The 21,263-nt window shown below is 47.1% G+C and carries 25 protein-coding genes; 19 read left to right on the forward strand and 6 right to left on the reverse strand.

The window, feature by feature from the left end; all coding sequences use genetic code 11:
- The first annotated feature begins 103 nt into the window (after positions 1-103).
- The 6 genes from DQW12_RS08735 to brnA all read left to right on the forward strand — a co-directional run bounded on the left by DQW12_RS08735 (position 104) and on the right by brnA (position 3,097).
- Positions 104-385, forward strand: a complete 282-nt coding sequence (locus tag DQW12_RS08735; protein ID WP_113907475.1) for a type II toxin-antitoxin system RelE/ParE family toxin — start codon at positions 104-106, stop codon at positions 383-385.
- Positions 386-399: 14 nt separating this feature from the next.
- Positions 400-714, forward strand: a complete 315-nt coding sequence (locus DQW12_RS08740; RefSeq protein WP_008174257.1) for a HigA family addiction module antitoxin — start codon at positions 400-402, stop codon at positions 712-714.
- Between the two features lie 166 nt (positions 715-880).
- Positions 881-1,108: a DUF4160 domain-containing protein gene (locus DQW12_RS08745; protein WP_306418744.1), complete on the forward strand. Its 228-nt coding sequence runs from the start codon at positions 881-883 to the stop codon at positions 1,106-1,108.
- 3 nt (positions 1,109-1,111) lie between these two features.
- Positions 1,112-1,381: a DUF2442 domain-containing protein gene (locus tag DQW12_RS08750; RefSeq protein WP_113907476.1), complete on the forward strand. Its 270-nt coding sequence runs from the start codon at positions 1,112-1,114 to the stop codon at positions 1,379-1,381.
- Between the two features lie 1,193 nt (positions 1,382-2,574).
- Positions 2,575-2,838: a BrnT family toxin gene (locus DQW12_RS08760; protein WP_113907478.1), complete on the forward strand. Its 264-nt coding sequence runs from the start codon at positions 2,575-2,577 to the stop codon at positions 2,836-2,838.
- Entirely contained in the window at positions 2,828-3,097 is a 270-nt protein-coding gene (brnA, locus tag DQW12_RS08765; RefSeq protein WP_110076040.1) for a type II toxin-antitoxin system BrnA family antitoxin, read from the forward strand. The genes DQW12_RS08760 and brnA overlap by 11 nt, the downstream gene beginning before the upstream one ends.
- 7 nt (positions 3,098-3,104) lie before the next feature.
- Here the strand turns inward: brnA and DQW12_RS08770 are convergent, their stop codons facing one another.
- Both DQW12_RS08770 and DQW12_RS08775 read right to left on the reverse strand, forming a co-directional pair.
- Positions 3,105-3,422: a CcdB family protein gene (locus DQW12_RS08770; RefSeq protein ID WP_113907479.1), complete on the reverse strand. Its 318-nt coding sequence runs from the start codon at positions 3,420-3,422 to the stop codon at positions 3,105-3,107.
- Positions 3,422-3,667, reverse strand: a complete 246-nt coding sequence (locus DQW12_RS08775) for a type II toxin-antitoxin system CcdA family antitoxin (RefSeq protein ID WP_113907480.1) — start codon at positions 3,665-3,667, stop codon at positions 3,422-3,424. The genes DQW12_RS08770 and DQW12_RS08775 overlap by 1 nt, the downstream gene beginning before the upstream one ends.
- A gap of 253 nt (positions 3,668-3,920) precedes the next feature.
- On the opposite strand from DQW12_RS08775, the gene DQW12_RS08780 reads away from it, so the two are divergent.
- Together DQW12_RS08780 and DQW12_RS08785 are read left to right on the forward strand one after the other, a co-directional pair.
- On the forward strand, positions 3,921-4,190 hold the full coding sequence (locus DQW12_RS08780; protein WP_113907481.1) for a type II toxin-antitoxin system TacA family antitoxin: 270 nt from the start codon (positions 3,921-3,923) through the stop codon (positions 4,188-4,190).
- Positions 4,187-4,720: a GNAT family N-acetyltransferase gene (locus DQW12_RS08785; protein ID WP_113907482.1), complete on the forward strand. Its 534-nt coding sequence runs from the start codon at positions 4,187-4,189 to the stop codon at positions 4,718-4,720. Before DQW12_RS08780 ends, DQW12_RS08785 begins: the two co-directional genes overlap by 4 nt.
- Positions 4,721-4,776: 56 nt before the next feature.
- Here the strand turns inward: DQW12_RS08785 and DQW12_RS08790 are convergent, their stop codons facing one another.
- Positions 4,777-5,874 carry a metal-dependent hydrolase family protein gene (locus tag DQW12_RS08790; protein WP_198683935.1) on the reverse strand — a complete coding sequence of 366 codons (1,098 nt, stop codon included), beginning with the start codon at positions 5,872-5,874 and terminating at the stop codon, positions 4,777-4,779.
- A gap of 286 nt (positions 5,875-6,160) precedes the next feature.
- On the opposite strand from DQW12_RS08790, the gene DQW12_RS08795 reads away from it, so the two are divergent.
- Positions 6,161-6,406, forward strand: a complete 246-nt coding sequence (locus tag DQW12_RS08795) for a VF530 family protein (RefSeq protein WP_113907484.1) — start codon at positions 6,161-6,163, stop codon at positions 6,404-6,406.
- Between the two features lie 126 nt (positions 6,407-6,532).
- Entirely contained in the window at positions 6,533-7,714 is a 1,182-nt protein-coding gene (locus DQW12_RS08800; protein ID WP_113907485.1) for a thiolase family protein, read from the forward strand.
- Positions 7,715-7,759: 45 nt separating this feature from the next.
- Here DQW12_RS08800 and DQW12_RS08805 read toward each other — a convergent pair whose 3' ends face one another.
- From DQW12_RS08805 to DQW12_RS08815, 3 genes are all read right to left on the reverse strand, one after another.
- Positions 7,760-8,962 (reverse strand): S41 family peptidase, encoded by a 1,203-nt coding sequence (locus DQW12_RS08805; protein ID WP_113907486.1) that lies wholly within the window; start codon positions 8,960-8,962, stop codon positions 7,760-7,762.
- 118 nt (positions 8,963-9,080) lie between these two features.
- Positions 9,081-10,349 (reverse strand): type II toxin-antitoxin system HipA family toxin, encoded by a 1,269-nt coding sequence (locus tag DQW12_RS08810; RefSeq protein ID WP_113907487.1) that lies wholly within the window; start codon positions 10,347-10,349, stop codon positions 9,081-9,083.
- A complete protein-coding gene (locus DQW12_RS08815) occupies positions 10,346-10,711 on the reverse strand; it encodes a helix-turn-helix transcriptional regulator (protein WP_232819934.1) in 366 nt (121 codons plus the stop codon). Before DQW12_RS08815 ends, DQW12_RS08810 begins: the two co-directional genes overlap by 4 nt.
- 266 nt (positions 10,712-10,977) lie before the next feature.
- Here DQW12_RS08815 and DQW12_RS08820 point away from each other — a divergent pair, with 266 nt between their 5' ends.
- The 9 genes from DQW12_RS08820 to DQW12_RS08865 all read left to right on the forward strand — a co-directional run bounded on the left by DQW12_RS08820 (position 10,978) and on the right by DQW12_RS08865 (position 21,079).
- Positions 10,978-11,853: a WYL domain-containing protein gene (locus DQW12_RS08820; protein ID WP_113907488.1), complete on the forward strand. Its 876-nt coding sequence runs from the start codon at positions 10,978-10,980 to the stop codon at positions 11,851-11,853.
- 63 nt (positions 11,854-11,916) lie between these two features.
- Complete coding sequence (locus DQW12_RS08825) at positions 11,917-13,632, forward strand: class I SAM-dependent DNA methyltransferase (protein ID WP_113907509.1); 1,716 nt, start codon at positions 11,917-11,919, stop codon at positions 13,630-13,632.
- Positions 13,622-14,995, forward strand: coding sequence for a restriction endonuclease subunit S (locus DQW12_RS08830; protein WP_113907489.1), 1,374 nt, complete (start codon positions 13,622-13,624; stop codon positions 14,993-14,995). The genes DQW12_RS08825 and DQW12_RS08830 overlap by 11 nt, the downstream gene beginning before the upstream one ends.
- A complete protein-coding gene (locus tag DQW12_RS08835; RefSeq protein WP_113907490.1) occupies positions 14,992-15,924 on the forward strand; it encodes a COG2958 family protein in 933 nt (310 codons plus the stop codon). Before DQW12_RS08830 ends, DQW12_RS08835 begins: the two co-directional genes overlap by 4 nt.
- 578 nt (positions 15,925-16,502) lie before the next feature.
- Positions 16,503-16,727, forward strand: a complete 225-nt coding sequence (locus DQW12_RS08840) for a hypothetical protein (RefSeq protein WP_113907491.1) — start codon at positions 16,503-16,505, stop codon at positions 16,725-16,727.
- Positions 16,728-17,195: 468 nt separating this feature from the next.
- Positions 17,196-18,026 carry a hypothetical protein gene (locus tag DQW12_RS08850; protein WP_113907493.1) on the forward strand — a complete coding sequence of 277 codons (831 nt, stop codon included), beginning with the start codon at positions 17,196-17,198 and terminating at the stop codon, positions 18,024-18,026.
- Between the two features lie 97 nt (positions 18,027-18,123).
- The gene (locus DQW12_RS08855) at positions 18,124-19,875 is read left to right on the forward strand and encodes a hypothetical protein (protein WP_113907494.1); all 1,752 of its coding nucleotides are present in this window, start codon (positions 18,124-18,126) and stop codon (positions 19,873-19,875) included.
- 148 nt (positions 19,876-20,023) lie between these two features.
- Entirely contained in the window at positions 20,024-20,431 is a 408-nt protein-coding gene (locus tag DQW12_RS08860; protein ID WP_113907495.1) for a GFA family protein, read from the forward strand.
- 108 nt (positions 20,432-20,539) lie between these two features.
- Complete coding sequence (locus tag DQW12_RS08865) at positions 20,540-21,079, forward strand: hypothetical protein (RefSeq protein ID WP_113907496.1); 540 nt, start codon at positions 20,540-20,542, stop codon at positions 21,077-21,079.
- The last annotated feature ends 184 nt before the right edge of the window (positions 21,080-21,263 follow it).

Consider the following 21,263-nt stretch of genomic DNA (forward strand, 5'->3'; position numbering starts at 1 on the left):
GCCGTCCACCGGACGCCCTAGTCGGGTGCCGTTTATGCAGGCGTTATGCAGTCATTCCCACGCCTCGTTGACAAGTGTCACGTGACACAATACACTTTGTTTCATGATCAAATCCTTCGCTGACAAACGAACCCAAGAACTCTACGCCAAGGGCAAGTCAAAGAAATTTCTTGCGGATGTTGCACCGAGAGCCGCTAGAAAACTTGAATACGTGGATCTGGCCGTACAGCTTGAGGATTTGAAAGTGCCGCCCGGCAACCGCCTTCACCCACTGTCGGGAAACAGGCAGGGGCAGCACGCAATTTCAATCAATGATCAGTGGCGTATCTGTTTTCGTTTTGAAGATGGCGATGCGTATGAAGTCGAAGTGTGTGACTACCACTGAGTGAGGTGATGACTATGGCTATTCTTAATACTGCCGGTATGCAGCGCAAACCGACTCATCCTGGCGAAATGCTGAGGGAAGACTTTCTTCCGGACTATGGCCTTACCGTTTCGGGGTTGGCTGAATCTCTGGGCGTCTCTCGTCAGTCAGTTAATGAGTTACTGCGCGAGCGTCGTGCTGTAAGTCCTGAAATGGCGCTCCGGCTTGCGCGTTTGTTTGGTAATTCGCCGGAATTCTGGCTGAACGCGCAGCGGTCTGTTGATCTTTGGACTGCTGCGCAGTCGGTCAAGGAAGAAGTGGATCGAATCAAGCCGCTACATGCTGCATAACCAAGCCGTGCACTGGATGCCAAAACCTCCGCTTCGCTCTGGTTTTGTCACCGGTGACGGCAGGCGTTATGCCGGATTTGACTCCTCGCGTTGATGCAATATGATGAAGCTTGTGCTTTTCGATGAGATAAATGCTATGCCAGTAATTAGCCGATTTTAGGGAATCTTGATTGCTATGTATTTTAACGATCATAATCCACCGCATTTTCATGCAAAATATTCTGGATATGAAGCGCTATTTGCATTTGATGGAACCATACTGGAAGGGGAATTGCCTAAGCGAGCAACTACTTTTGTTCGGGAGTGGATAGGAATACACAAAATTGAGCTGGAAGAAAACTGGCGTCGAGCCAGAGCAGGGGAACCTCTGAATTACATAGCACCACTGGAGTAAATTATGTTGCATATTAAGTCTGCAAAATACGTTGCTAATTACACAATTTGGGTTGCATTTGATGATGGCACCTCTGGCGAAATCGATCTAAATGGCGAGCTGCACGGGCCGGTATTTGAACCGCTGAAAGAAATCGCTATTTTCCAGAAGGTATCGGTCGATCCTGAGCTTGAAACGGTTGTCTGGCCGAACGGAGCAGATCTGGCTCCAGAGTTTCTCAAAGGGCTGCATAACAAGCAAAGCCAGCCGACGCGTGCCGCGCAGCTGCTTTGAGCGTTATGCACTGAAACTGACAAGGATCGTAAGTTGCGAGTAAAAGTATCAACTACCTTTAATTCATCTGCCGACAAGGTTTGGGCTCTAGTCAGAAGGAGCGACACCTTGCTATTCGTCGCCCGTGGATTTCTTGGATTTTCGGGGTCACACCGGTTTCCATCGGAGTGGCGAGAGGGCTCCACAGAAAACACTCGTCTGATGTTCTTCGGGCTTATTCCGGCGTGGAGGCACTCGATAACCTTCCAAGAGATTGACGACAGTAAGCGGGTGCTTTTTACCAAAGAGGGCGGTGGCTTGGTTCCGGTTTGGAATCACCTTATTCAGGTTACCCCTGAGCAAAGTGGAACCTGCAAGTACACTGATGATGTGGAGGTTAAGGCAGGGGTGCTGACGCTTTTGGTGTGGCTATATGCGAATATTTTTTATCGCTATCGGCAGTTTCGGTGGCGTCTTCTGCTCCGCAGGACGCCTCAACATGCATAACCAGTTATTCCAGTTCGTTCCGGCCTGCGGCCTCCACCAGGCGCCCTTGTCAGGGCGCCGCTGAATATTGGCGTTATGCAGTAATGGAAACTCAAGATGAAATTTAAATATCTCTTATCGTTAGTACCTTTAATCTTTTGCTTTAAAGCGACAGCCGAAAAATTCAATACTTATTCATGCCATTCATAAAGAAACTTTTGCGTGCACAGAGCATTATGAGGGGCAGTTCCAATATGCTAGTGATGCTTTAGGTACTGATTGCGTAATTGGTGGTTGGTATGAAGACGAGAAAAGATTATTTCAAAGAACTTATGTTAATGATGGCTTTAGCAATAAAGATTGGTTTGGCTTTGACAAAGACGTCTTGTCGCCTTGTGACTGTAAAGTAGAAAAAATCCATATCAACTCAATTACTAATCAGCCTGGCATTATGACGCCTGGGCGGGCCAGCTCAATAACCTTTAAAACCAAAGAAGGACACTCAGTTTTACTGGCCCATGTGCAGGGTGTTAACGTCAAAGAAGGTGATACTGTGTGCTCTCTCTGATAGAGAATAGTTAAAGATTAATTAATGCATAACAAACGCCATCAAAAACGCACCCGTTGGGCGCTTCGACTCTCAACAAGTTGCTCGCGTGTGTGGTGGGCGTTAGCAATTCCCTCCACCTACCTTGCCAAATGAGTAAAAAAAGGAAGAATTTATACTCATGGATATTTTCGAGTTTGATGACGCGAAAAGTCAGGCGAATCGCCATAAGCATGGAATCGACTTCCATGACGCCCAAGCGTTATGGGAAGACCAAGACCTATTGGAAGTTCGGGCGAAATCATCCGATGAACCTCGTTACTTGGTTATTGGTCTTATAGGGATGAAGCACTGGTCTGCTGTTGTCACTTATCGAGATGAGAAGATTCGTCTTATTTGGGTACGACGCTCGCGTAAGAGAGAGGTAGAGTTGTATGAAAGCTAAAGATTTTGACACGAAGTTTGATGAAGGTGCAGATGACATCATTGATGATCTGGATGTTAAGAGCGCACGACGGGTAAACCAGGAAGCGAAACGTATTAACGTAGACTTTCCGGCTTGGGTAGTTGAGTCACTTGATCGCGAAGCTGCTCGAATTGGTGTTACTCGACAATCAATCATTAAAGTTTGGCTGGTGGAGCGTTTGCGAGCTGAAGCTGCTAACAAGCCGCTCAAAAGTGACACCGCAAGCGGCGCACAGTAGCAAAGCGTTATATACCAGAGAGTACAAAATCGACTGCGGCAATAATTTCAGAGCGATATGCTGATAGATCATAATCATGACCCCGGAGCTGGCTGCGATCAATCCCGGCAATGTCTTGGGTTATTGCAATAAACGTCTCGCCATCGAGGGAGAAAGACGGGTTTAGTCTTGTCAGGCTCATCGGTGCCGCGACTTTAGCAGGACAGAGCGGTATGACTACAGTCGTTTTCAGCTCGCTCAGCAAATCGCTTTGAATATCCAGCAAGTAGGGGTATTGTTTTCGTGTTCCGGGATTAGAGTTCTTATATGCAAAAAATTGTGCCATTAGAACTTCCTTACACTGTCACTGAACGTGCCGCTGGATTCAACAAATTTATTGTAGGCCTTAATGGCGTCGGCGTTCTCGCGCAGCCATTGTGCCCGTTGCTCGTTTCGTAATTGTTCGGCTAATGCTTGCTCCAGTGTTGCGGACAAGTTGATGTTAAGTCCTTGAGCTTTTTCAAGTAAGTCACTGTTTATACTGACATTAGTAGGCTTTTTGGGCGCTTGGGCGTTGTATGCATGGTTCATAGTCGCTCCTCCATACGGGCAATGCGTATATCATATGCGCATATGGCGTAAAGGGCAAAGTATATAACAAACGGCTGTTGTCGCCCCTGCGGGGCTGCGACGGCCTTTTCGTCGCTGCGCGGCTACAATTCCGCCCTAAAGCCGGGCCTTATATTCTTTTTCGTTCCGTAAAAATTCCGTACAAATTGAATGTGCTTTAAGTTTGCACTATAATCTCTAGAGTTACGGAATGTATCCGTACACAGGAGGGGTTATGGCAACGGCACGTTTAGATATCCGCCTTGAAGAAGAGATCAAGGCAAAAGCCGAAAAAGCATCGGCTTTACTTGGTTTAAAAAGTCTTACTGAATATGTTGTGAGACTTATGGACGAAGATGCGACTCATGTAATTGCAGAGCATGAAAGTATTATGGTCAAAGACAGTGTCTTTGACGAGTTTATGGCTGCGTGTAATAAAGCGAAAGCTCCGAATCAAGCTTTGCGTGATGCTGCTAAATTGACAGATGAAAGTGGCATTAAGTGAGTTGGGGTAAAGCGTTCGTAGAACTGAGTAAATCAAAGCATGACCGCAACTCATTTGATTGTGGTGAGCAAGAGGTAAACACATTTATCAAAACTCAAGCTGCAAAGCACATGCAAGCAGGCATCAGCCGAACAATGGTTTTACCTAGTGCTCAGCCAATGCTAAATCAAAAATTCGCTATTTGTGCCTTTTATAGTGTTGCACCGAGCTCAATCAGCCGAGAGACATTACCGGCACCACTAGCAAAGAAACTTCCTAGATATCCAATCCCTGTTTTTGTTTTGGCTCAATTAGCAGTGCACAAAGAGTTTCATGGCTCTGGGCTCGGAAAGGTTAGTCTTATTCGTGCCCTGAAATACTTGTGGGAAGTTAATAATCACATGCGGGCATACGCAATTGTTGTGGACTGTCTTACCGACTCCGCTCAAGCGTTCTATACGAAGTTTGGCTTTGAAGTATTGTGTGAACATAATGGGCGTATTCGTATGTTCTTACCAATAAAAACGGTAGAACAACTTTTTAATCAATAGGCTACGAAGTTAAACTTTTTGCCTAACTTCGCAGCGGCAATGTCATCTCACAGACCTCATGGCGCCATAGCTGTGTTTTTTACGATCTCGCCGTTCTTCATAATCACCACAAAATTGTTTTCGGGGTCGGCGATGATCTGAATGTCCGCTAGCGGGTTGCCGTTCACTAGCAGTAAATCGGCTAATGCGCCTTCTTTAACTACGCCGAGGGTTCCGGGGTAGGGGCTGCGTAGGCCAGAGAGTGCTAAAAGCTGGGCGTTGTCGTGGGTAATCATTCGCAAAATTTCTGCGGGTAAGAACCACTCAGCAAGGGGCGGAATGTATGCATTCTGCTCTTTATTCAAGTCGGGCTCGAACAAGAAGTCTGTTCCCCAAGCCAATTTTACGCCAAGGCTTTTCGCTAATGGCCAAAGGCGTGCTTGCCCCTCAAGCACTGGTGCGCGTTTCGCCACACGCTGAGGGTCCATGTCTGGAGTACTTGCACGTAGCACTTGTGTCGATAACCACACATCGTTTGCAACCATCATGTTGAGCGTTTCTTCGTCTAACATTTGCCCATGGTCGATAACTTTCACCCCAGCGGTAATTGCGCGCTGCACTGCTCGAGGGGTGTATGCGTGTACCATAACGTAAGTGCCCCAGTCTTCGGCTGCTTCAACTGCAGCGCGCATTTCGTCGAAGGTGTACTGCGTTACGTCAATAGGGTCGTAAGCAGAAGACGTACCGCCACCGGCCATTAATTTAATTTGGCTAGCACCGAACCGCAGGTTTTCCCGCACTGCGGTTAATACCTCGTCGCGCCCGTCGGCAATAAACGTTGCGCCAAGTTGTTCGGCGCGCGAAACCTCACCAAAAAAGCGGCGCGAGCGCTCATTGGGAGCACGAAAGTCGCCGTGGCCCGCGGTTTGGCTCACGGTGGCACCAGACGGCCAAATTCGAGGGCCGAGAATACGTTCCGCATCTATAGCGGCTTTGAGCTCAAAAATAGGACCACCAGCGTCGCGTACACTGGTGAAGCCTCGTAATAAGGTTTCTTGTGCATTTCGAGCCGCTGCTTGGCCGGCTTTTGCCGGTGTGAGCTCAGGAGACATAAGCTCTGCCATACTCAATGCACCAAAGGTCATGTGTACATGAACGTCGATTAGCCCTGGCATGAGTGTGCGACCTTCACCTTGAATGACATGAGTATTGTCCTCACGGGGCGGTGAAATGGGCTGTGTTGAAATTTGCTCAATCTTATTTCTATGTACGAGCACATTTGACGGGGCTGAGAGCGTGGAACTGGTGCCATCGAAAATTCGCACATTTTCAAACAAAACATATTGATAAGATTTTTCCACCGTAGGCTCATTTACCGCGTCGGGCATATAAACTCAATGCAATCGTTAAAAATAATTCGGTATAGTAGAGGCTCTTGGCTTAATAAAAGTGACCGAATTAATGACCCAACAACCGCTACAACCCAAGCGACCCGCAACGCAGCCTAATAATCCACTGCACGGCCTTACGCTTGAAAGAATTCTCACCGAACTCGTTGCACATTATGGCTGGGAAGGGCTTTACCAACGCGTGAGGGTAAATTGCTTTGCCCATGAGCCGTCGATTAAGTCGTCATTAAAGTTTTTACGACGAACGCAATGGGCGCGTGACAAAGTTGAAGCTTTATATGTCAGCACCTTTAATTAGTGTACGCAGTTAGTGTGCGTGAGCCTCTATTCGCTGGGCGGATGGCTTATTTTTTTTAAAGCGCACATGTGCGAGAATGCCCGCCATTCAAAAAGCGAGATTAAAATCAGCAAAGAGGATTAAACCGTGACTTCAAACGCTATTGTAATTGTTTCTGCAGCCCGCACGCCTATGGGTGGCTTTCAGGGTGAGTTAAGCGACGTTTCGGCAACGGAATTGGGCGCGCATGCCATTAAGGCGGCGTTAACCCGCGCGGGTATCAACGGCAGCGACGTAAGCGAAGTGCTCATGGGCTGTGTATTGCCAGCAGGGCTCAAGCAAGCACCTGCACGCCAAGCCATGCTCGGTGCGGGTTTGCCTTACGGTACCGGGGCAACAACGGTCAACAAAGTGTGTGGTTCGGGGCTTAAAACCGTAATGATGGCGCACGACTTAATTAAAGCCGGCAGCGCCGATGTAGTGGTTGCCGGTGGTATGGAAAGCATGTCTAACGCGCCGTATTTGCTTGATAAAGCACGCAGTGGCTACCGCATGGGGCACGGGCAGGTAATCGACCACATGATGTTCGACGGCTTGCAAGACGCTTACGAAGGCAAAGCCATGGGTTGCTATGCTCAAGACACCGCCGACAGCTACGGTTTTACGCGGGAAAATATGGACGACTTTGCTATTCGTTCGCTAACGCGCGCGCAACACGCAATAGAAAGCGGCGCCTTTGCTGAAGAAATTGAGCCGTTAACCTATAGCACCCGCAAGGGCGAGGTAACGGTTGCTATCGACGAACAACCCGGCAAAGCGCGCCTGGACAAAATTCCTACACTACGCCCAGCGTTTGCAAAAGACGGCACAGTAACAGCGGCCAATTCGAGCTCAATTTCCGACGGGGCGGCGGCGCTGGTGGTAATGAGCGAAGCGGAAGCTGAAAAGCGCGGGCTTAAGCCATTAGCGCACATTGTAAGCCATGCTACGCATTCGCAACTGCCGTCGGAGTTTACCATGGCGCCAGTTGGAGCCATGAACAAAGCCCTTGAAAAAGCGGGCTGGAGCAAAGATGAGGTGGACTTGTGGGAAATCAACGAAGCCTTTGCCATGGTTACCATGATCGCCATTAAAGACATGGAACTCGACCCAGAAAAAGTAAACGTAAATGGCGGCGCTTGCGCACTCGGCCACCCCATCGGCGCTTCCGGCGCGCGTTTGTTGGTAACCTTACTGCACGCACTAAAAGCCCGTGGCTTGAAAAAAGGCGTAACGTCATTGTGCATTGGTGGTGGCGAAGCCGTCGCTCTGGCAGTGGAAGCAATTTAAAAACAACACCGCGCAAGGCGCTGCAATAAAAACGTAAGCCGGGCGTTAATAGCCCGGCATGCGAACGGTTGTTCGGGTAAGCGCTATGTTTTCACTTTGGGTGGCGTTTTCAAACAGCACGGTAAGGGTTACCGTGCTGCCTTCAGGGCCGCGCAAGCGCTCAATAATAAAGGCGTTGTCGTGTTGTTCGGTTAACGCGACACCGTCGATTGCCAGTATGGTGTCGCCTACAGTTAAGCCTGCCTTAGACGCCGCGCTGGGGTGAATAAGCCCACGCACCTGAAAACGCCCACGAGCCTCTCTTGGCAAAGTTATGCCCACGCCCACGAATTCATTCAGCGGTGCCGCTGCGGAAAAGCTTTGACAAACGTTTTGGGCCACAGTTTGGTTCATCCACATGCACGAGGTTCCCAAAAGCTGATTGTTATTGTAGGTGTAGAACCAACCGTAAATAGCGTTTTGGAACATGGTGTACATGTTGCTCATGTTCGAGCCCGCAAAGGTTCTTACCCGTCGCATTTCATTGCCATACGGGCTGTCTCGCACGGTTAAGCTATTAAATTGCGGAAACTCTGCATAAATCATTTGAGTGCCGCTTATTTGCCCGTTGCTGAACTGATAACGCTGCGCCGCCCAACTGGTGTCGTTGGTGCCAAAATACTCAGATTGGCTTTGTGTCATAGAAACAGACTGCCATTGCCCACGCTGGGTGTCGCCCGCAAGATCGCCCTGAATACGCGCGGTATAGGTGGTATTTTGCTCGGTATTGGTGGGCAACACGGTATGGGTTGAATAGCGAACAATAGCCTCGAAAGGCCCAGAAAGGTTACCGCCATTGCAGTTTCCCGCCAGCAAATAAAACGTAATAGGCGACATGGTAGTGCGCTGGTTTGTGGTCATGGCGTCGGACCGCATTTGGCTTTTGCTCACATTGAGCGGGGCATTCTGGGCAATAATATTGGCGGTGTTTTGGCTCACGTTGCATGGAATAGCATTGCTGGTGTTAAAGGTGTTTTTGCTATTTGCAAAAGCGCGATAGTGCGCCACCACCGCTTGGTACTGCGCTTGTTCAGCCGCCGTTAAAACAGGTTGGTCTTTACCGCCGGGTAAGGTTGAGCTTGAGTTTGCCATATTCGCCAGCGCTTGCATGGCCGCCCGCTGTTGCATGGGCCTTGTGTCGACACACCCTGTTAACGCAATACAAAGAACCGAGCCGAGGGTTAACGCCGCAAGAGTAGAAGTGTTCATAGCAAAAATTCCGTGAATGGTTTGTTTACTATATATACAGATTCAGGGCGAAACGCACGAATTATTTGGTTTTGTAGGTGTGCATTGCCGCGCAGTTATCCAAGCCCGCCTCTGCACGCTATTTAACTTGAAAATCTTTGTGTAAATTTTGCCAATGCGCCTTGAGTTTGTGTTTGTGGGCCTCATTCATTGGAAGCGCGTTGAGTGCCTCTGGCCAAAGTTCTCTCGCCTTATCCATAGCATCATCTAAGTGAGGCTTGATTGCTCTCCATGGAACGCCGGATCGCTCAGACCACAGCTGAAAATTAGCCAAAGAAACCTCATACCACTCTTTCGTTTTTGCTAGATTAAGCGCCATACGCCGTTCACCTTCGATATATACGCTCGTGGTAACGATATCGTATGCTGGTGAAAGTTTTGGAGTAACTCTATCTGGGTAAATTAAGCTCCAATTCTTGAGATGCGCGTCGCCATTGGCGAGGAGAATGTTAACGAGCAATCGTCTTGCGAATTGTTGTACATCGGCCAAACCATCACCGGAATAACTGTGAATAATACGCCCAATTTGCTCATAGTTTGCCGAGTTATATTTTTCATGGGCATATTTAACCAGAATCTGGGCAAAATCTTCCATGTGAATACGCGCGCTATTCCTGCGATCAAAACGCTTTATGGCGAAGGCTAATTGTTCAGCGGGTAGATTTATCGGAGGAAGGTTATCGAGTTTAGTCAACTCAACAAGTTTAATGTCTGGAATGTTAACGCCAACTAGTTCCGCAAGTTTCATTGCGGTGAATTCGTTCGCCGGAACATCTTTATGTGTGGTGGAAGGGGTTTTTACAATCCAATCACCCAACACATTGTTTTTACCAAGCGTGTAGCGTCCATCTTTTTCCTTCATGGAAAACTTCATCTGAACGCCGGCCAACGAAAATTTGTTTTCCGTTGATAGTTTGTCGAACTTTATTGCTCGGGCTTTACCGTGAGCATTAAGAATACTCTCGGGAACGCTTTCTGGGTCCAGCGGCTCAGCCACCAAGGCACCTGGAAGGTCGGCACCTAAATGGGAGAAAATATCGAACTCATTATCAACGTGAACTTTGAGCCCTTGCGCCATTAACTCGCGTAAGGCTCCCTCCGGAAGTAAGTTAGATAATGTGGGATGCAATTTTTGGTTTCTTGCCCACGGTTCCGCCATTATTTTCTCAGAACGAGGAAACGCTGGATGGGTAATCAAACTGAAAGTAGGGCGGCTGGAATCATGCTTAAACTCTTCGGCAAAACTCAGCACATTTTTACCGCCTTGAAAGCCTACCAAATAACCCACGAGCCTTCCGTACAGGCTTAACTTAAGCACTTTTATCTCATCAATAGCGCCATCGCTCATGATTCATCTCCCAGCAAGCCCTGCCAGGGATCATCGGAAAGCTTCTTGTTTGCCGCTTCTTTTGCAGGGTTAATCGCCGCAGAAGAATAATCTTTACCTGTACCTGCAGTAAGCTCGGAACTCTCTTGTTCAAGCAGCGCCATAACCGCGCCAAGCTTTTCCTTTGGTATGAGCATCAGTTCGCTATTCAAGCCCTTGGCGATCAATTCCAAGGTATCTAGCCTCGGGTTTCCTTTCGATTCTAGGCGCTGATATTGCTGACGCGATACGCCGACCCGTAAGTTCATATCGCTCTGTTTGAGCTCAAGAGCTAATCGCCGCTGCTTTATTTGCTGGAGTATAGAATTCTTCATAGTAAACATATATGTTTCTTTTATATGAAATAGAAACATATTAGTTTCTTTAATCTATAAAAGCAATTTATCTGTTGCTTTAATCGCTGGCGCAGCCGAGATTTAGAGCGTTAGTGTTTGGTATGCGCGGCATTGCCGCGCAAAGGTCTTGTAAGCGTCGGCACTGCCGCGCATACGGTGTTTGCTAATCCGTGAAGGGCTTTACAACCGCACCAAAATAAACCACACTGGCCAACACAATAAAATAACAATAACCAAGGAGCTGGGTTCACCACATGCTCGACACCATTTCCTACGCACAAAAACAGCGGCTCGCTTACATCGACTTTTGCTTGCTGTTTCGGGGCTCTATTTATCGGAACGATTTAATTAACCGTTTCGAAGTGGGGCTCTCTGCAGGCTCGCGAGACTTTAACCTGTACAAAGAATTAGCACCCAATAACCTGCGTTACGACCAACAACAAAAGCGATATTTTCAAACCGAAAGCTTTCAGCCGATTTTTACCCACGACCCACAGCGCACGTTGGTGAAACTCGCCCATGATATTTCCGATGGGTTTGATGCCATTGGTGATATTCATTTCCCGGTAGAGTCGAGTTCGCGCTTAAACGTGCCTGATATCTTTATTGTGGCAAAGGTAGTGCAAGCCATATTAAACAATAGAGCCATACGCGCCGAGTACACCTCGCTCAGCAGCGGTAACACCGAGCGCGAGCTGGTACCGCACGCCATAGTAGACAACGGCTTACGTTGGCATGTGCGGGCTTACGACCGCAAATCGCAAAGCTTTCGCGACTTTGTACTCACGCGTGTTCAAAGCGTGGAGCTCGGCGAAAGCGCCGAAGAATTCGAAAGCAGCGAAAACGATCACGACTGGCAGCGACTCATTCCGCTGCAACTGGTGCCGCACCCGCACAATATCAAGCACAAAAGCGCCATAGAGCGCGACTACGGCATGGAAAAAGGACTGCTCACCATAGAAGTACGCGCCGCCATGGCCGGGTACCTGCTGCGCCGCTGGAACGTCGACTGCACCGAAAACGCCGACCTAAAAGGCCCAGAGTATCAATTATGGCTCCGCAACCGCGTGACATTGGTGGATACGCCTAATTTGGCGATTGCGCCGGGGTATGGGGTGTTGGGGATGTAGGCGCGGCACTGCCGCGCGTGAATGCAAAACAACAAACAGAACACCAAAAAACGGACAAAGAAAATGGACAATACGGAACAAAAGTTCTTAAAAGATTTAGACGACAAACTTTGGAAAGCTGCAGATAAGCTGCGCGCTAACTTAGACGCCGCAAACTACAAGCACGTGGTATTGGGGCTGATTTTCTTGAAGTATGTTTCCGACGCTTTTGAAGAGCGCCAAGAGCAACTCATCGAGCTGTTTCGCACGGAAAGTGACGACAATCTGTACTTCATGCCGCGCGACGACTTTGATAGCGAAGAAGACTACCAACAAGCATTGCAAGAAGAGCTGGAAATTCTCGATTATTACCGCGAAGCCAATGTGTTTTGGGTGCCGAAGGAAGCACGTTGGAACACCATTAAAGAGAAAGCTGTGTTGCCGATTGGTGCTGTACTTTGGAAAGACAGTACCGGCAGTGAAGTAAAGTTGCGCTCAGTGTCCTGGTTAATCGACAACGCTTTAGAAGAAATTGAAAAGAGCAACGCCAAACTGAAAGGCATTTTGAACCGCATTAGCCAATATCAGCTTGAAAACGACAAACTTATTGGCCTCATTAACACCTTTTCCGACACTTCTTTTACCAAGCCAGTGTTGGAAGGCGAGCGACTGCAATTAAAAAGCAAAGACATTCTCGGCCATGTGTACGAATACTTCCTCGGTCAATTTGCCTTAGCCGAAGGCAAGCAGGGCGGTCAGTATTACACGCCGAAAAGTATCGTCACGCTCATTGTGGAAATGCTCGAACCTTATTCAGGGCGAGTGTACGATCCAGCCATGGGCTCGGGCGGATTTTTCGTCTCCAGCGACAAATTCATTGAAGAGCACGCCAGCGAGCAACACTACGACGCCAGCGAGCAGAAAAAACATATTTCCGTGTATGGGCAGGAATCGAACCCGACCACATGGAAGCTTGCGGCCATGAACATGGCGATTCGCGGAATTGACTTTAACTTTGGTAAGAAAAACGCCGACACCTTTTTAGATGATCAGCACCCAGATTTACGCGCCGATTTCGTAATGGCCAACCCGCCTTTTAACGTGAAGGATTGGTGGAGCGAATCGCTCGCTGAAGATGTGCGCTGGCAATATGGCACGCCTCCAAAAGGTAACGCCAACTTCGCATGGGTGCAACACATGCTGCACCACTTGGCACCCACAGGCAGCATGGCAATTTTATTGGCCAATGGCTCCATGAGTTCAAACACCAACAACGAAGGTGAAATTCGCAAGCGCCTTATTGAAGAAGATCTGGTGGAATGCATGGTGGCCTTACCAGGGCAGTTGTTCACCAATACGCAAATACCCGCCTGTATTTGGTTTTTCACCAAAGACAAAACGAACGGCATGGTACGGAGCGAGAAAAAACGCGATCGTCGCAACGAGTTCCTATTTATTGATGCCCGTAATTTAGGCTACATGCGCGACCGCGTGCTGCGTGACTTCACCAACGACGACATCGCCAAAGTAGCCGACACCTTGCACGCATGGCAGCGAGGTGATGGTTACGAAGATGAGGCAGGTTTCTGCAAATCGGCAAACTTAGACGACATCAAAAAACATGATTATGTACTAACCCCAGGCCGTTATGTCGGCGCAGTCGCGCAGGAGGATGACGGCGAACCATTCGCAGAAAAGATGGCACGGCTCACCGCGCAGCTGAGTGAACAGTTCGCAGAGAGTGAGCGGTTGGAAGCTGAGATTAAGCGTAATCTTGGAGGGCTGGGGTATGATATCTGATTGGGCAACGCTCTCATTAGCTGATGCTGGAGTCGTATTGATCGACTGTGATCACAAAACACCAAAAGCTCAAACCACCGGGCGCCCCTATGTCGGTATCCCACAGATGAAAGAAGGAAGATTATCGTTAGACGGGGCACGGCTGATTTCCGAAGAAGATTTCGAGCATTGGAGAAGAAAAGCGAAGCCGACAACGCATGATGTGATTCTTTCTCGGAGATGTAATCCGGGAGAATCGGCGTTTGTTCCGAATGGATTAGAAATCGCGTTGGGTCAGAACTTGGTTCTACTGAGATCGAACGGCACCTATATATATCCTCCTTTTCTCAGATGGTTAACACAGGGTCCAGAATGGTGGGTCCAAGTTAATCAATATTTAAATGTTGGTGCTGTTTTTAACAGTCTTAAATGCGCAGATATCCCAAAATTTGAGCTTTTAATTCCCCCTTATGAGGCTCAAATATGGATATCCACTGCGCTGGGCAGTCTCGACCAAAAGATTGAAACCAATCAACAAATCAACCAAACCCTAGAACAAATGGCGCAAGCCATTTTCAAAAGCTGGTTTGTTGATTTCGAGCCTGTGAAAGCCAAAATTGCAGCATTAGAAGCCGGCGGCACCAAAGAAGACGCCCTAACCGCGGCCATGCAAGCCATTTCAGGCAAAGACCAAGCACAACTCAGCCAACTCCAAGCCGAAAACCCAGAGAAATACAACGAACTCCGCACCACCGCCGAACTCTTCCCCTCCGCCATGCAAGACAGCGAGTTAGGGGAGATACCAGAGGGGTGGGAGGTGAGTAATTTCGGTTCTGTTTCGGAATGCTTTGACAGACTTCGAGTGCCACTCTCAAAGGCACAAAGAGAAGCCAGAAAAGGATCGATCCCATATTATGGTGCAACTTCTATTATGGGATATGTTGATCAACATATCTTTGATGGAATCTATTTATTGATGGGTGAGGATGGTTCGGTTTTGAGGGCAGACAATACGCCTTTTCTTCAATATATTTGGGGTAAATCTTGGGTCAATAATCATGCTCATGTAATTCAAGGTCGTGGTGGTGTTTCGACAGAACAACTTCTTTTATTTCTGCGAGAGCAGAATATCGCGCCTTATGTCACTGGGGCTGTTCAATTAAAACTTAACCAGAAAAATATGAACAGCATTCCTTTTCTTAAAGCTCCCTTGGTAATTAACGAATGCTTCTACAAACTGTTAAAGCCAATTTTTACACTGTTGCGAAGTCACTTCGAATCAAATTGTGAATTAGAGCAAATCAGAGATGCACTTCTGCCTAGATTATTATCTGGAGAGCTAAACATTGCTACATGCGAATCAGGTGAGGAGACCGGCTCATGACAACACGCGTCGACATGATCATTGAAACGCTAAAAGCGAATCCGGAGAAGAAATTCACAGCTCGTGAGTTGGCGATGTATTTCATAGAGCGTTATCCAGCTGAGATTGCCGAGAAGCAGCAGAACCCTCGTTATAACACTGAAGAAAAGCTTATTGCGCAATTAGCCGCCGAAGTCGGGGGGAGTCGATTGAGAAAGGCTATAGAGAAATGCCCGAATGTAGCGACGCGTGATAAACCTCGCCCACGTATTTATTATTGGGAGCCAACCCCAGAGTTAGCGCAGCAACTTACAGAGTTTGATGATGATCCTGATGACGTAGTTGTTGACACGCCGTTAACAACACCTGGCTTGAGTGAGCATGATTTGTACCCTTTGCTCATCGAGTTTTTGAATAAAGAGCATGGTTTATATTGCCAACGTATCGATGAGCGGAAATCAAAAAACGTACACGGCAGCGGCGGTAACCATTGGTTGCACCCCGATATTGTTGCCCTCGAAGCTCTAGATATGGGCTGGGAAGTAGTTGTGAAAGATTGTGTGCGGACGGGCAACCAAAGTGCTGTGCGTTTGTGGTCGTTTGAAGTAAAAAAGCACCTGACGAAAGGCAATGTGCGAAAGTCATTTTTCCAAGCCGTTTCAAACTCAAGCTGGGCAAACTTTGGTTACCTCGTTGCAACTGGTTTAAACAGCGACGTAGAAGGTGAACTACAAATGTTAGCCAGCCTTCACGGAATAGGCGTTCTGCTGCTCAACACCGAATCGCTCTTCGATAGCCAAATACTCATACCTGCTCGCGAGCGCACAACCGTCGACTGGCAATCCGCAAACCGAATCGTCGCCGAAAACAGCGACTTTCATCACTACATCGAACAAGTCGGCATTTATAACCAAACCGGGAAAGTGGTTAAAAGTGCGTGGAATAAGTAAGGATTTCACAAATTGTTTTCTGGCAACGAGACTGCAATCACAAAAAGCAATGCTAGCGAATTGCAGAGTTTGGAGTGGTTAAATGAGGGGAGGTTTGGCCGACTTGGACTCGGAATGAGAGCCGACGCGTACATTACCGAAGTAATGAAGAGGCGTCGGGCGTATTAGTCAGAAGTATAAGTGAACCTAGACAGCAGTCACATAAGTTTTTAATTGGCAGGCTTGGTTTGCTGAGGGTGACTGGGAAGTATCACTTTTATGAAAATAATGCGCCTGCACTACGCCGATAAAATGAACTCGTAGACAAAATTAATGGCGCGCTGCAAGCAGCTGCGTATCAGCTCGACTCACTACACACTATCAACTTGCTCAATGGCCTAAAGCCGTTTATGGTTTACTTCAACGAATCAATAATAAGCAAGCATGGAATGCAAACAAGCATACGCGTTTCGTACCATGCGAACACAGGGAGCTATTCATGAAATCCTCAGTATTCATCGACCCTACAAGCCGTGTCTCGTTCTTGATACACCGTGCATGCTTAGTATTCAAATGTTAGCACCCAAGGAGCTACATCAATGAAACATACCCAAAAAGAAATAAGCCAAATCTGGGATAAAGTGAAGAACAATAAATATGCAGGGTCTTCAGCTGAACACCAGCCGGTGATATGCAGCGACGATGATGCGGAGCAATGTATTAGCATTCCGAACTCAGAGGGCACCGACCGAGAAGTTTATTCACGCAAAAACGAAGAGGAAGAATGGAAAGTCGTACCATATGTAGGTGAACGTCACGCATGAAACTGGAGTTAACTTCTTACAACAAGGCCGGGCGCGGCTATACGGTATCAGAAAGGAAAGGTAATGGCGCAGTTGGACAAGCTTGCTCAAATAATCACTCGGCGAAAAGCAAAAACATTATCTGAGTTAAATTCGGGAATCCTAGCGATCATAGGTTCAGGATCATTTCTTATAGCGGGTTATTGGGGGCTTATGTTGTCGACAGTCGTCCCAGATATGGTGAAAGCGACAAATGAGCATGGTCTCCCTCCGCTGGCAATTGGGATATGGCTGCTCTTGGGCGGGTATTCGGCTATTGTATGGTATTTTGGCTGCATCGCGTCACGTTGCCATTCTTTATTATACGAGCGTTGGTTCAAGTGATCTGCTGTGCTAACAATCGCAGGCATGGCGACGTCTTTTCCATTGCGGCTTCGCCTCCATTCCAAAGCCGCGCATGCTGCGGGCGTTAAATGTCAAAGGGTTGCTATGAGAAAACCAGAGTTCAGAGTATCCACCGGCACGATTAAAGACATTGCCGTAATAGCGATAATACTCATAGTAGGGTGGAAAATAGTTACAGCTGACTTTTCTTTCACCTTTGAGAATATAAGAACTAGCGACTTGTTATCGCTTCTTCTAGCTCTATTTGCAATTGGGCTTTCAGTTGCCTTCTTTGTTAAAGCCAATGAGATCAGCAACATGTTTTATGACAATATGTACAAATTCACCAAGGACAACTCCGAATTATTAGGTCGAATGGAGGCTGGTTTTGGGGAACAGCTTAGGCATTTGGATCAAGGGTATACTGGTTTAAGGGATAAATTCGACAAGCTACCTTTAGATTTAGGAAAAACGCGAGAAAAGGTTGAAGATGAAAAGGCTGAGGTGGTCAAGCTTAAGTCTGAAAAAGAAGAGCTGTTAAACGAATTAGCCGAAAGGGCAAATCTTCAGGAAGAGGAAAAGAAGGAGTTGTTTGCTCGGCTACAGCAAAGTGAAACTCAGCTGAACAGAGCTGAACGAGTGATGAGAAGGCTTCAGCACAAATTGCGGGACGCTGAAGACGCAGAAGCTACGATAAATGGGGTTTTAGTTAGAGCAATAAAACATACTCAAAGAAAAGTAGTGCGGTTGCTCGATATCGATGATTTTGAATCGGCAGATGATGAAGATATCTATAATAGTTGGATGCTGATAAAAGATGAATTGCCCAGAGTCTACCTAAAGGACTTGCGCAACGGGGGCGTGCTAGATCGAGATTTTCTACTCACGTCTAAGGGGATTCAATTTTTCAGGGACGTGGCAGCTGAGAACATTTAACCAGTGAATCAAGCCGACCGTTTTGCGCTGGCGCTCCAAACGGCGGCTTATTCTGGCGTTATGCCTAAAAAACAATGCATCAAAGGAGCGTAGAACCATGAGCCGATACCAGGAAATCCAGAACGAGTTAAATGCGGTAAGTCCTGCGCCCCTTGATTTGCCAAAATTGTATTTTCTTGGTGACACCGGCGCTGGCAAGACCACAATCATCAGAAAGCTTCTTGGCACAGAGGAAAATAAATTCCCAACCACCCGTCAAAAACGAACAACGGTAGCACCAACTGAATACGTAATACGAAACGGAACAGGCTTCGATCTTACGGTCGTACTGAAACCACTCTCGGAAATAGAGGGCTACGTAGATGAAATTCTCAAAGATGCCATTGGCAAGTTTTACAAAGATCGGGCCAAAGAGAAAATAGTCAAAAATATCCGTCAAACCAGCGACCAAAGATTCCGTCTGTATTATCTTCTTTCAACGGAATTTTCAGGACAAATAGCCGATCAAATAGCCAACCTACTTCCAGCTTTAGAAGATGGCGTTCGAGCTTATCAACAAGACTTTCCGGAAGACAATGACGAAATCGGTATCTTCGTTGAATTTGTAATATCAGAACTTGGCATCCCATATTCTGACATTCGCAATGCCGTAATAACAGAGATCCAAAGACTTACTGCAGCATCATGTGAAGGAGAAACGCTGGAATCAGAATGGAGGCTCTATAAGTACGAAACAACGACAAGAGAGCATTTCGTAAAAAAATGCAAAGAGTTGCTGTCAAGCGAAATCGACTCAATATCACCTGTCATTGAATACGCTCGGATACGTGGGAACTTAAGGGCTCCTTGGCTACGAGAAGGCGTAGAAGCAATCGTTATTGATGGTGAGGGTATTGGTCACGATACGAAAGAGGCTGGGCAATTAGATTCTAGGCACTACGATTATTTTTATGATTCCGATGCGATTCTTTTAATTGAAGAGAGCAAAAAGCCTTTTGTCGCCGGAGGGAAGAGCGCCTTGAAAAGTATTTTTCAGCGTGGGTATGGTGACAAGCTTTTTTTGCTTTTCACTAAGCTCGACGAAGTTGAACCATACGATTCGGAAGACCCCACTGATAAGGATCGAATTGAGGATGTCAGAGATGGCTTGGCAAATGTTCTGGCTTCTTTACGGGATGATGGCCTTGATATTGAGCCAGACGAAAAAAAGATTTTATTCCTTGGAAGTCTTCAAAATGAAGGAATGTATGAAGCAGGGGGGCAGCAGGTAAATCAGGTTTTCGAGCAGGCGCATGAGATGTCGCGCTTCCGGCAATCCTTTGTGGCTCCAGTCTACGATTTCGAAATGCTTTCTGCTTTCATTGTTGAGTCAACAAAGAAATTTAATGACTTGTATCGCGATATGTTGTCCGCACAGCACTGGAAGACAGTTGAGGCTTTCAATCGGCGGATGGATATGGGTATTGACGGCTTTAGGATGTTTACTCCAATAACCGATTTTGAAGAAAAATTGAATGAGGAGATGGAGAGCTTCATAGCAAAGCCTATCGCTTGGAAGCAGGAGGTAAGTGATACTCTACAAAGAGAAAGCTTAAATAGCATTCGTAGGCAGTTCAATAAATTGGTGATCGACTTCGCACGTCACGAAATCATCAAGGTTCCTCACCAGGAATGGAATGCCGCGTATTGTTACAGCGGGCGTGGGTCAACATCATTGCGTAGAGCAGATATCGAGGCGATCTTAAAACGCTCCGTCCCCCCGTTTTCAACATCTGAACGAGTCAAGGATTTCAAAGATAGCGTGAAACGGCTGCTTGAGACTGCAATATCAAACTGTGAGATGGCATAACAAACGGCTGCACCGGACAAATTTCCGCTGTCACCTTTTGTGCAAAAAGATGCACAAAAGCCGCCATCAAAAATTTGCTCGGTGAGCCGGCGTTATGTGTCTTGTGCGGCTTGTCATACAACTGTCTGAAAAGTGAGAGATTGAGAAAATGAAAAGCAAATGTTTATGTGGTGCGGTTGAGCTTGAGGTCGAACTATCAAATACTGAAGTAGCTGCGTGTCATTGCAGTATGTGTCGGAAATGGTCTGGTGGCCCAATGCTAGCTATCGACAGCGGCGAACTAAAAAGCATATCAAACGAATCGCTTGTAACACGCTATCAATCATCTGAGTGGGCAGAGAGGGGTTTCTGCTCTAAATGCGGCACACATTTATTTTACTTTTTAAAGCCAGCTAATCATTATCACTTTCCGATCGGGCTGTTAGATGATGGTTCAGACTACAAACTGAGTCATCAAATTTTCATTGACGAAAAACCTCAATACTATAGCTTCTCAAACGAAACTCAAAACATGACTGGAGCCGAAGTATTTGCTCACTTTGAAAGCAATGAATAAACACATAACAAGCGGTTCAAGTTCGCTTCCGTTGGTCGCCGGACTCGCCACTGCGTGGCTCACCGCTTAACCGGGCGTTAGGGCTCCTTAGATAATTCAGAGGCAATCATGAAAATAATAACAACCTTTTTGTTGCTGACGTTTTCAATCTCGGCACTTTCGCAAGATGGAGAAATCGACGATCCATTCGATGTCTCTGAGCGCCAATCCGAGATTGAAGAGCTTGGTGTCGTAAAACAGCCGGCCGTTGATGCTTTAGAAGAAAGATCGAGAGAATTGTTTAATTCAGGAGATTGCGTAGCTGCGGTTCCGGTCTTGGACGAGTACGCCCGCAAATCTAATGCGCTTGCAAATGTTATTGCTCAAACATTAGAGCCTTACTACAGCGCAAGCTATGACGACAGACAAGACTTTCCTACATCGAGATTGCAACCCCTTATACCACTAGAATCGCTCGCAAACTCCTACAAGCAGAAACGCAATATCGCCTATGCAATGCAAGGTGAGTGCTTATTAAAACTTGGTAGAGAAGAAGAAGCTCTCCCAATTCTTTCTCGGGCGCTAGATCTGATAGACATAGACAATGAAACGTGGTGGGTTCGTACTCGCAACAACCTGCTTCAAGTAGTTGGTGTTGAGGTCGAGTAGCCCTAACAATTAATTCAATAAAGGACTCGGCTTACGCCCAGCCCATTAACAAGGGCGTTAGCTTACCAATAAGGCTCATTACTCTAACTCTAGATCTCGGGTGATATATTAAATTACAAATGATTTTCAGGTAGTTGTGATTGACCGAGTACAGCTACAACCAAAATGAAGCCGTCTTCTTTTG

The sequence above is a fragment of the Aliidiomarina celeris genome (assembly GCF_003316875.1).
Lineage (GTDB): Bacteria > Pseudomonadota > Gammaproteobacteria > Enterobacterales > Alteromonadaceae > Aliidiomarina > Aliidiomarina celeris.

Excerpts from the sequence above, each read along its gene's own strand:
- DQW12_RS08825 (WP_113907509.1), top strand. The coding sequence starts at position 11,917 with ATGGACAATACGGAACAAAAGTTCTTAAAAGATTTAGACGACAAACTT.
- DQW12_RS08750 (WP_113907476.1), top strand. The coding sequence starts at position 1,112 with ATGTTGCATATTAAGTCTGCAAAATACGTTGCTAATTACACAATTTGG.
- DQW12_RS08820 (WP_113907488.1), top strand. The coding sequence starts at position 10,978 with ATGCTCGACACCATTTCCTACGCACAAAAACAGCGGCTCGCTTACATC.
- DQW12_RS08840 (WP_113907491.1), top strand. The coding sequence starts at position 16,503 with ATGAAACATACCCAAAAAGAAATAAGCCAAATCTGGGATAAAGTGAAG.
- DQW12_RS08855 (WP_113907494.1), top strand. The coding sequence starts at position 18,124 with ATGAGCCGATACCAGGAAATCCAGAACGAGTTAAATGCGGTAAGTCCT.
- DQW12_RS08735 (WP_113907475.1), top strand. The coding sequence starts at position 104 with ATGATCAAATCCTTCGCTGACAAACGAACCCAAGAACTCTACGCCAAG.
- DQW12_RS08835 (WP_113907490.1), top strand. The coding sequence starts at position 14,992 with ATGACAACACGCGTCGACATGATCATTGAAACGCTAAAAGCGAATCCG.
- DQW12_RS08760 (WP_113907478.1), top strand. The coding sequence starts at position 2,575 with ATGGATATTTTCGAGTTTGATGACGCGAAAAGTCAGGCGAATCGCCAT.
- DQW12_RS08780 (WP_113907481.1), top strand. The coding sequence starts at position 3,921 with ATGGCAACGGCACGTTTAGATATCCGCCTTGAAGAAGAGATCAAGGCA.
- DQW12_RS08860 (WP_113907495.1), top strand. The coding sequence starts at position 20,024 with ATGAAAAGCAAATGTTTATGTGGTGCGGTTGAGCTTGAGGTCGAACTA.
- brnA (WP_110076040.1), top strand. The coding sequence starts at position 2,828 with ATGAAAGCTAAAGATTTTGACACGAAGTTTGATGAAGGTGCAGATGAC.
- DQW12_RS08740 (WP_008174257.1), top strand. The coding sequence starts at position 400 with ATGGCTATTCTTAATACTGCCGGTATGCAGCGCAAACCGACTCATCCT.
- DQW12_RS08830 (WP_113907489.1), top strand. The coding sequence starts at position 13,622 with ATGATATCTGATTGGGCAACGCTCTCATTAGCTGATGCTGGAGTCGTA.
- DQW12_RS08850 (WP_113907493.1), top strand. The coding sequence starts at position 17,196 with ATGAGAAAACCAGAGTTCAGAGTATCCACCGGCACGATTAAAGACATT.
- DQW12_RS08790 (WP_198683935.1), bottom strand. The coding sequence starts at position 5,874 with ATGCCAGGGCTAATCGACGTTCATGTACACATGACCTTTGGTGCATTG.
- DQW12_RS08775 (WP_113907480.1), bottom strand. The coding sequence starts at position 3,667 with ATGAACCATGCATACAACGCCCAAGCGCCCAAAAAGCCTACTAATGTC.
- DQW12_RS08770 (WP_113907479.1), bottom strand. The coding sequence starts at position 3,422 with ATGGCACAATTTTTTGCATATAAGAACTCTAATCCCGGAACACGAAAA.
- DQW12_RS08810 (WP_113907487.1), bottom strand. The coding sequence starts at position 10,349 with ATGAGCGATGGCGCTATTGATGAGATAAAAGTGCTTAAGTTAAGCCTG.
- DQW12_RS08815 (WP_232819934.1), bottom strand. The coding sequence starts at position 10,711 with ATGTTTACTATGAAGAATTCTATACTCCAGCAAATAAAGCAGCGGCGA.
- DQW12_RS08805 (WP_113907486.1), bottom strand. The coding sequence starts at position 8,962 with ATGAACACTTCTACTCTTGCGGCGTTAACCCTCGGCTCGGTTCTTTGT.
- DQW12_RS08865 (WP_113907496.1), top strand. The coding sequence starts at position 20,540 with ATGAAAATAATAACAACCTTTTTGTTGCTGACGTTTTCAATCTCGGCA.
- DQW12_RS08795 (WP_113907484.1), top strand. The coding sequence starts at position 6,161 with ATGACCCAACAACCGCTACAACCCAAGCGACCCGCAACGCAGCCTAAT.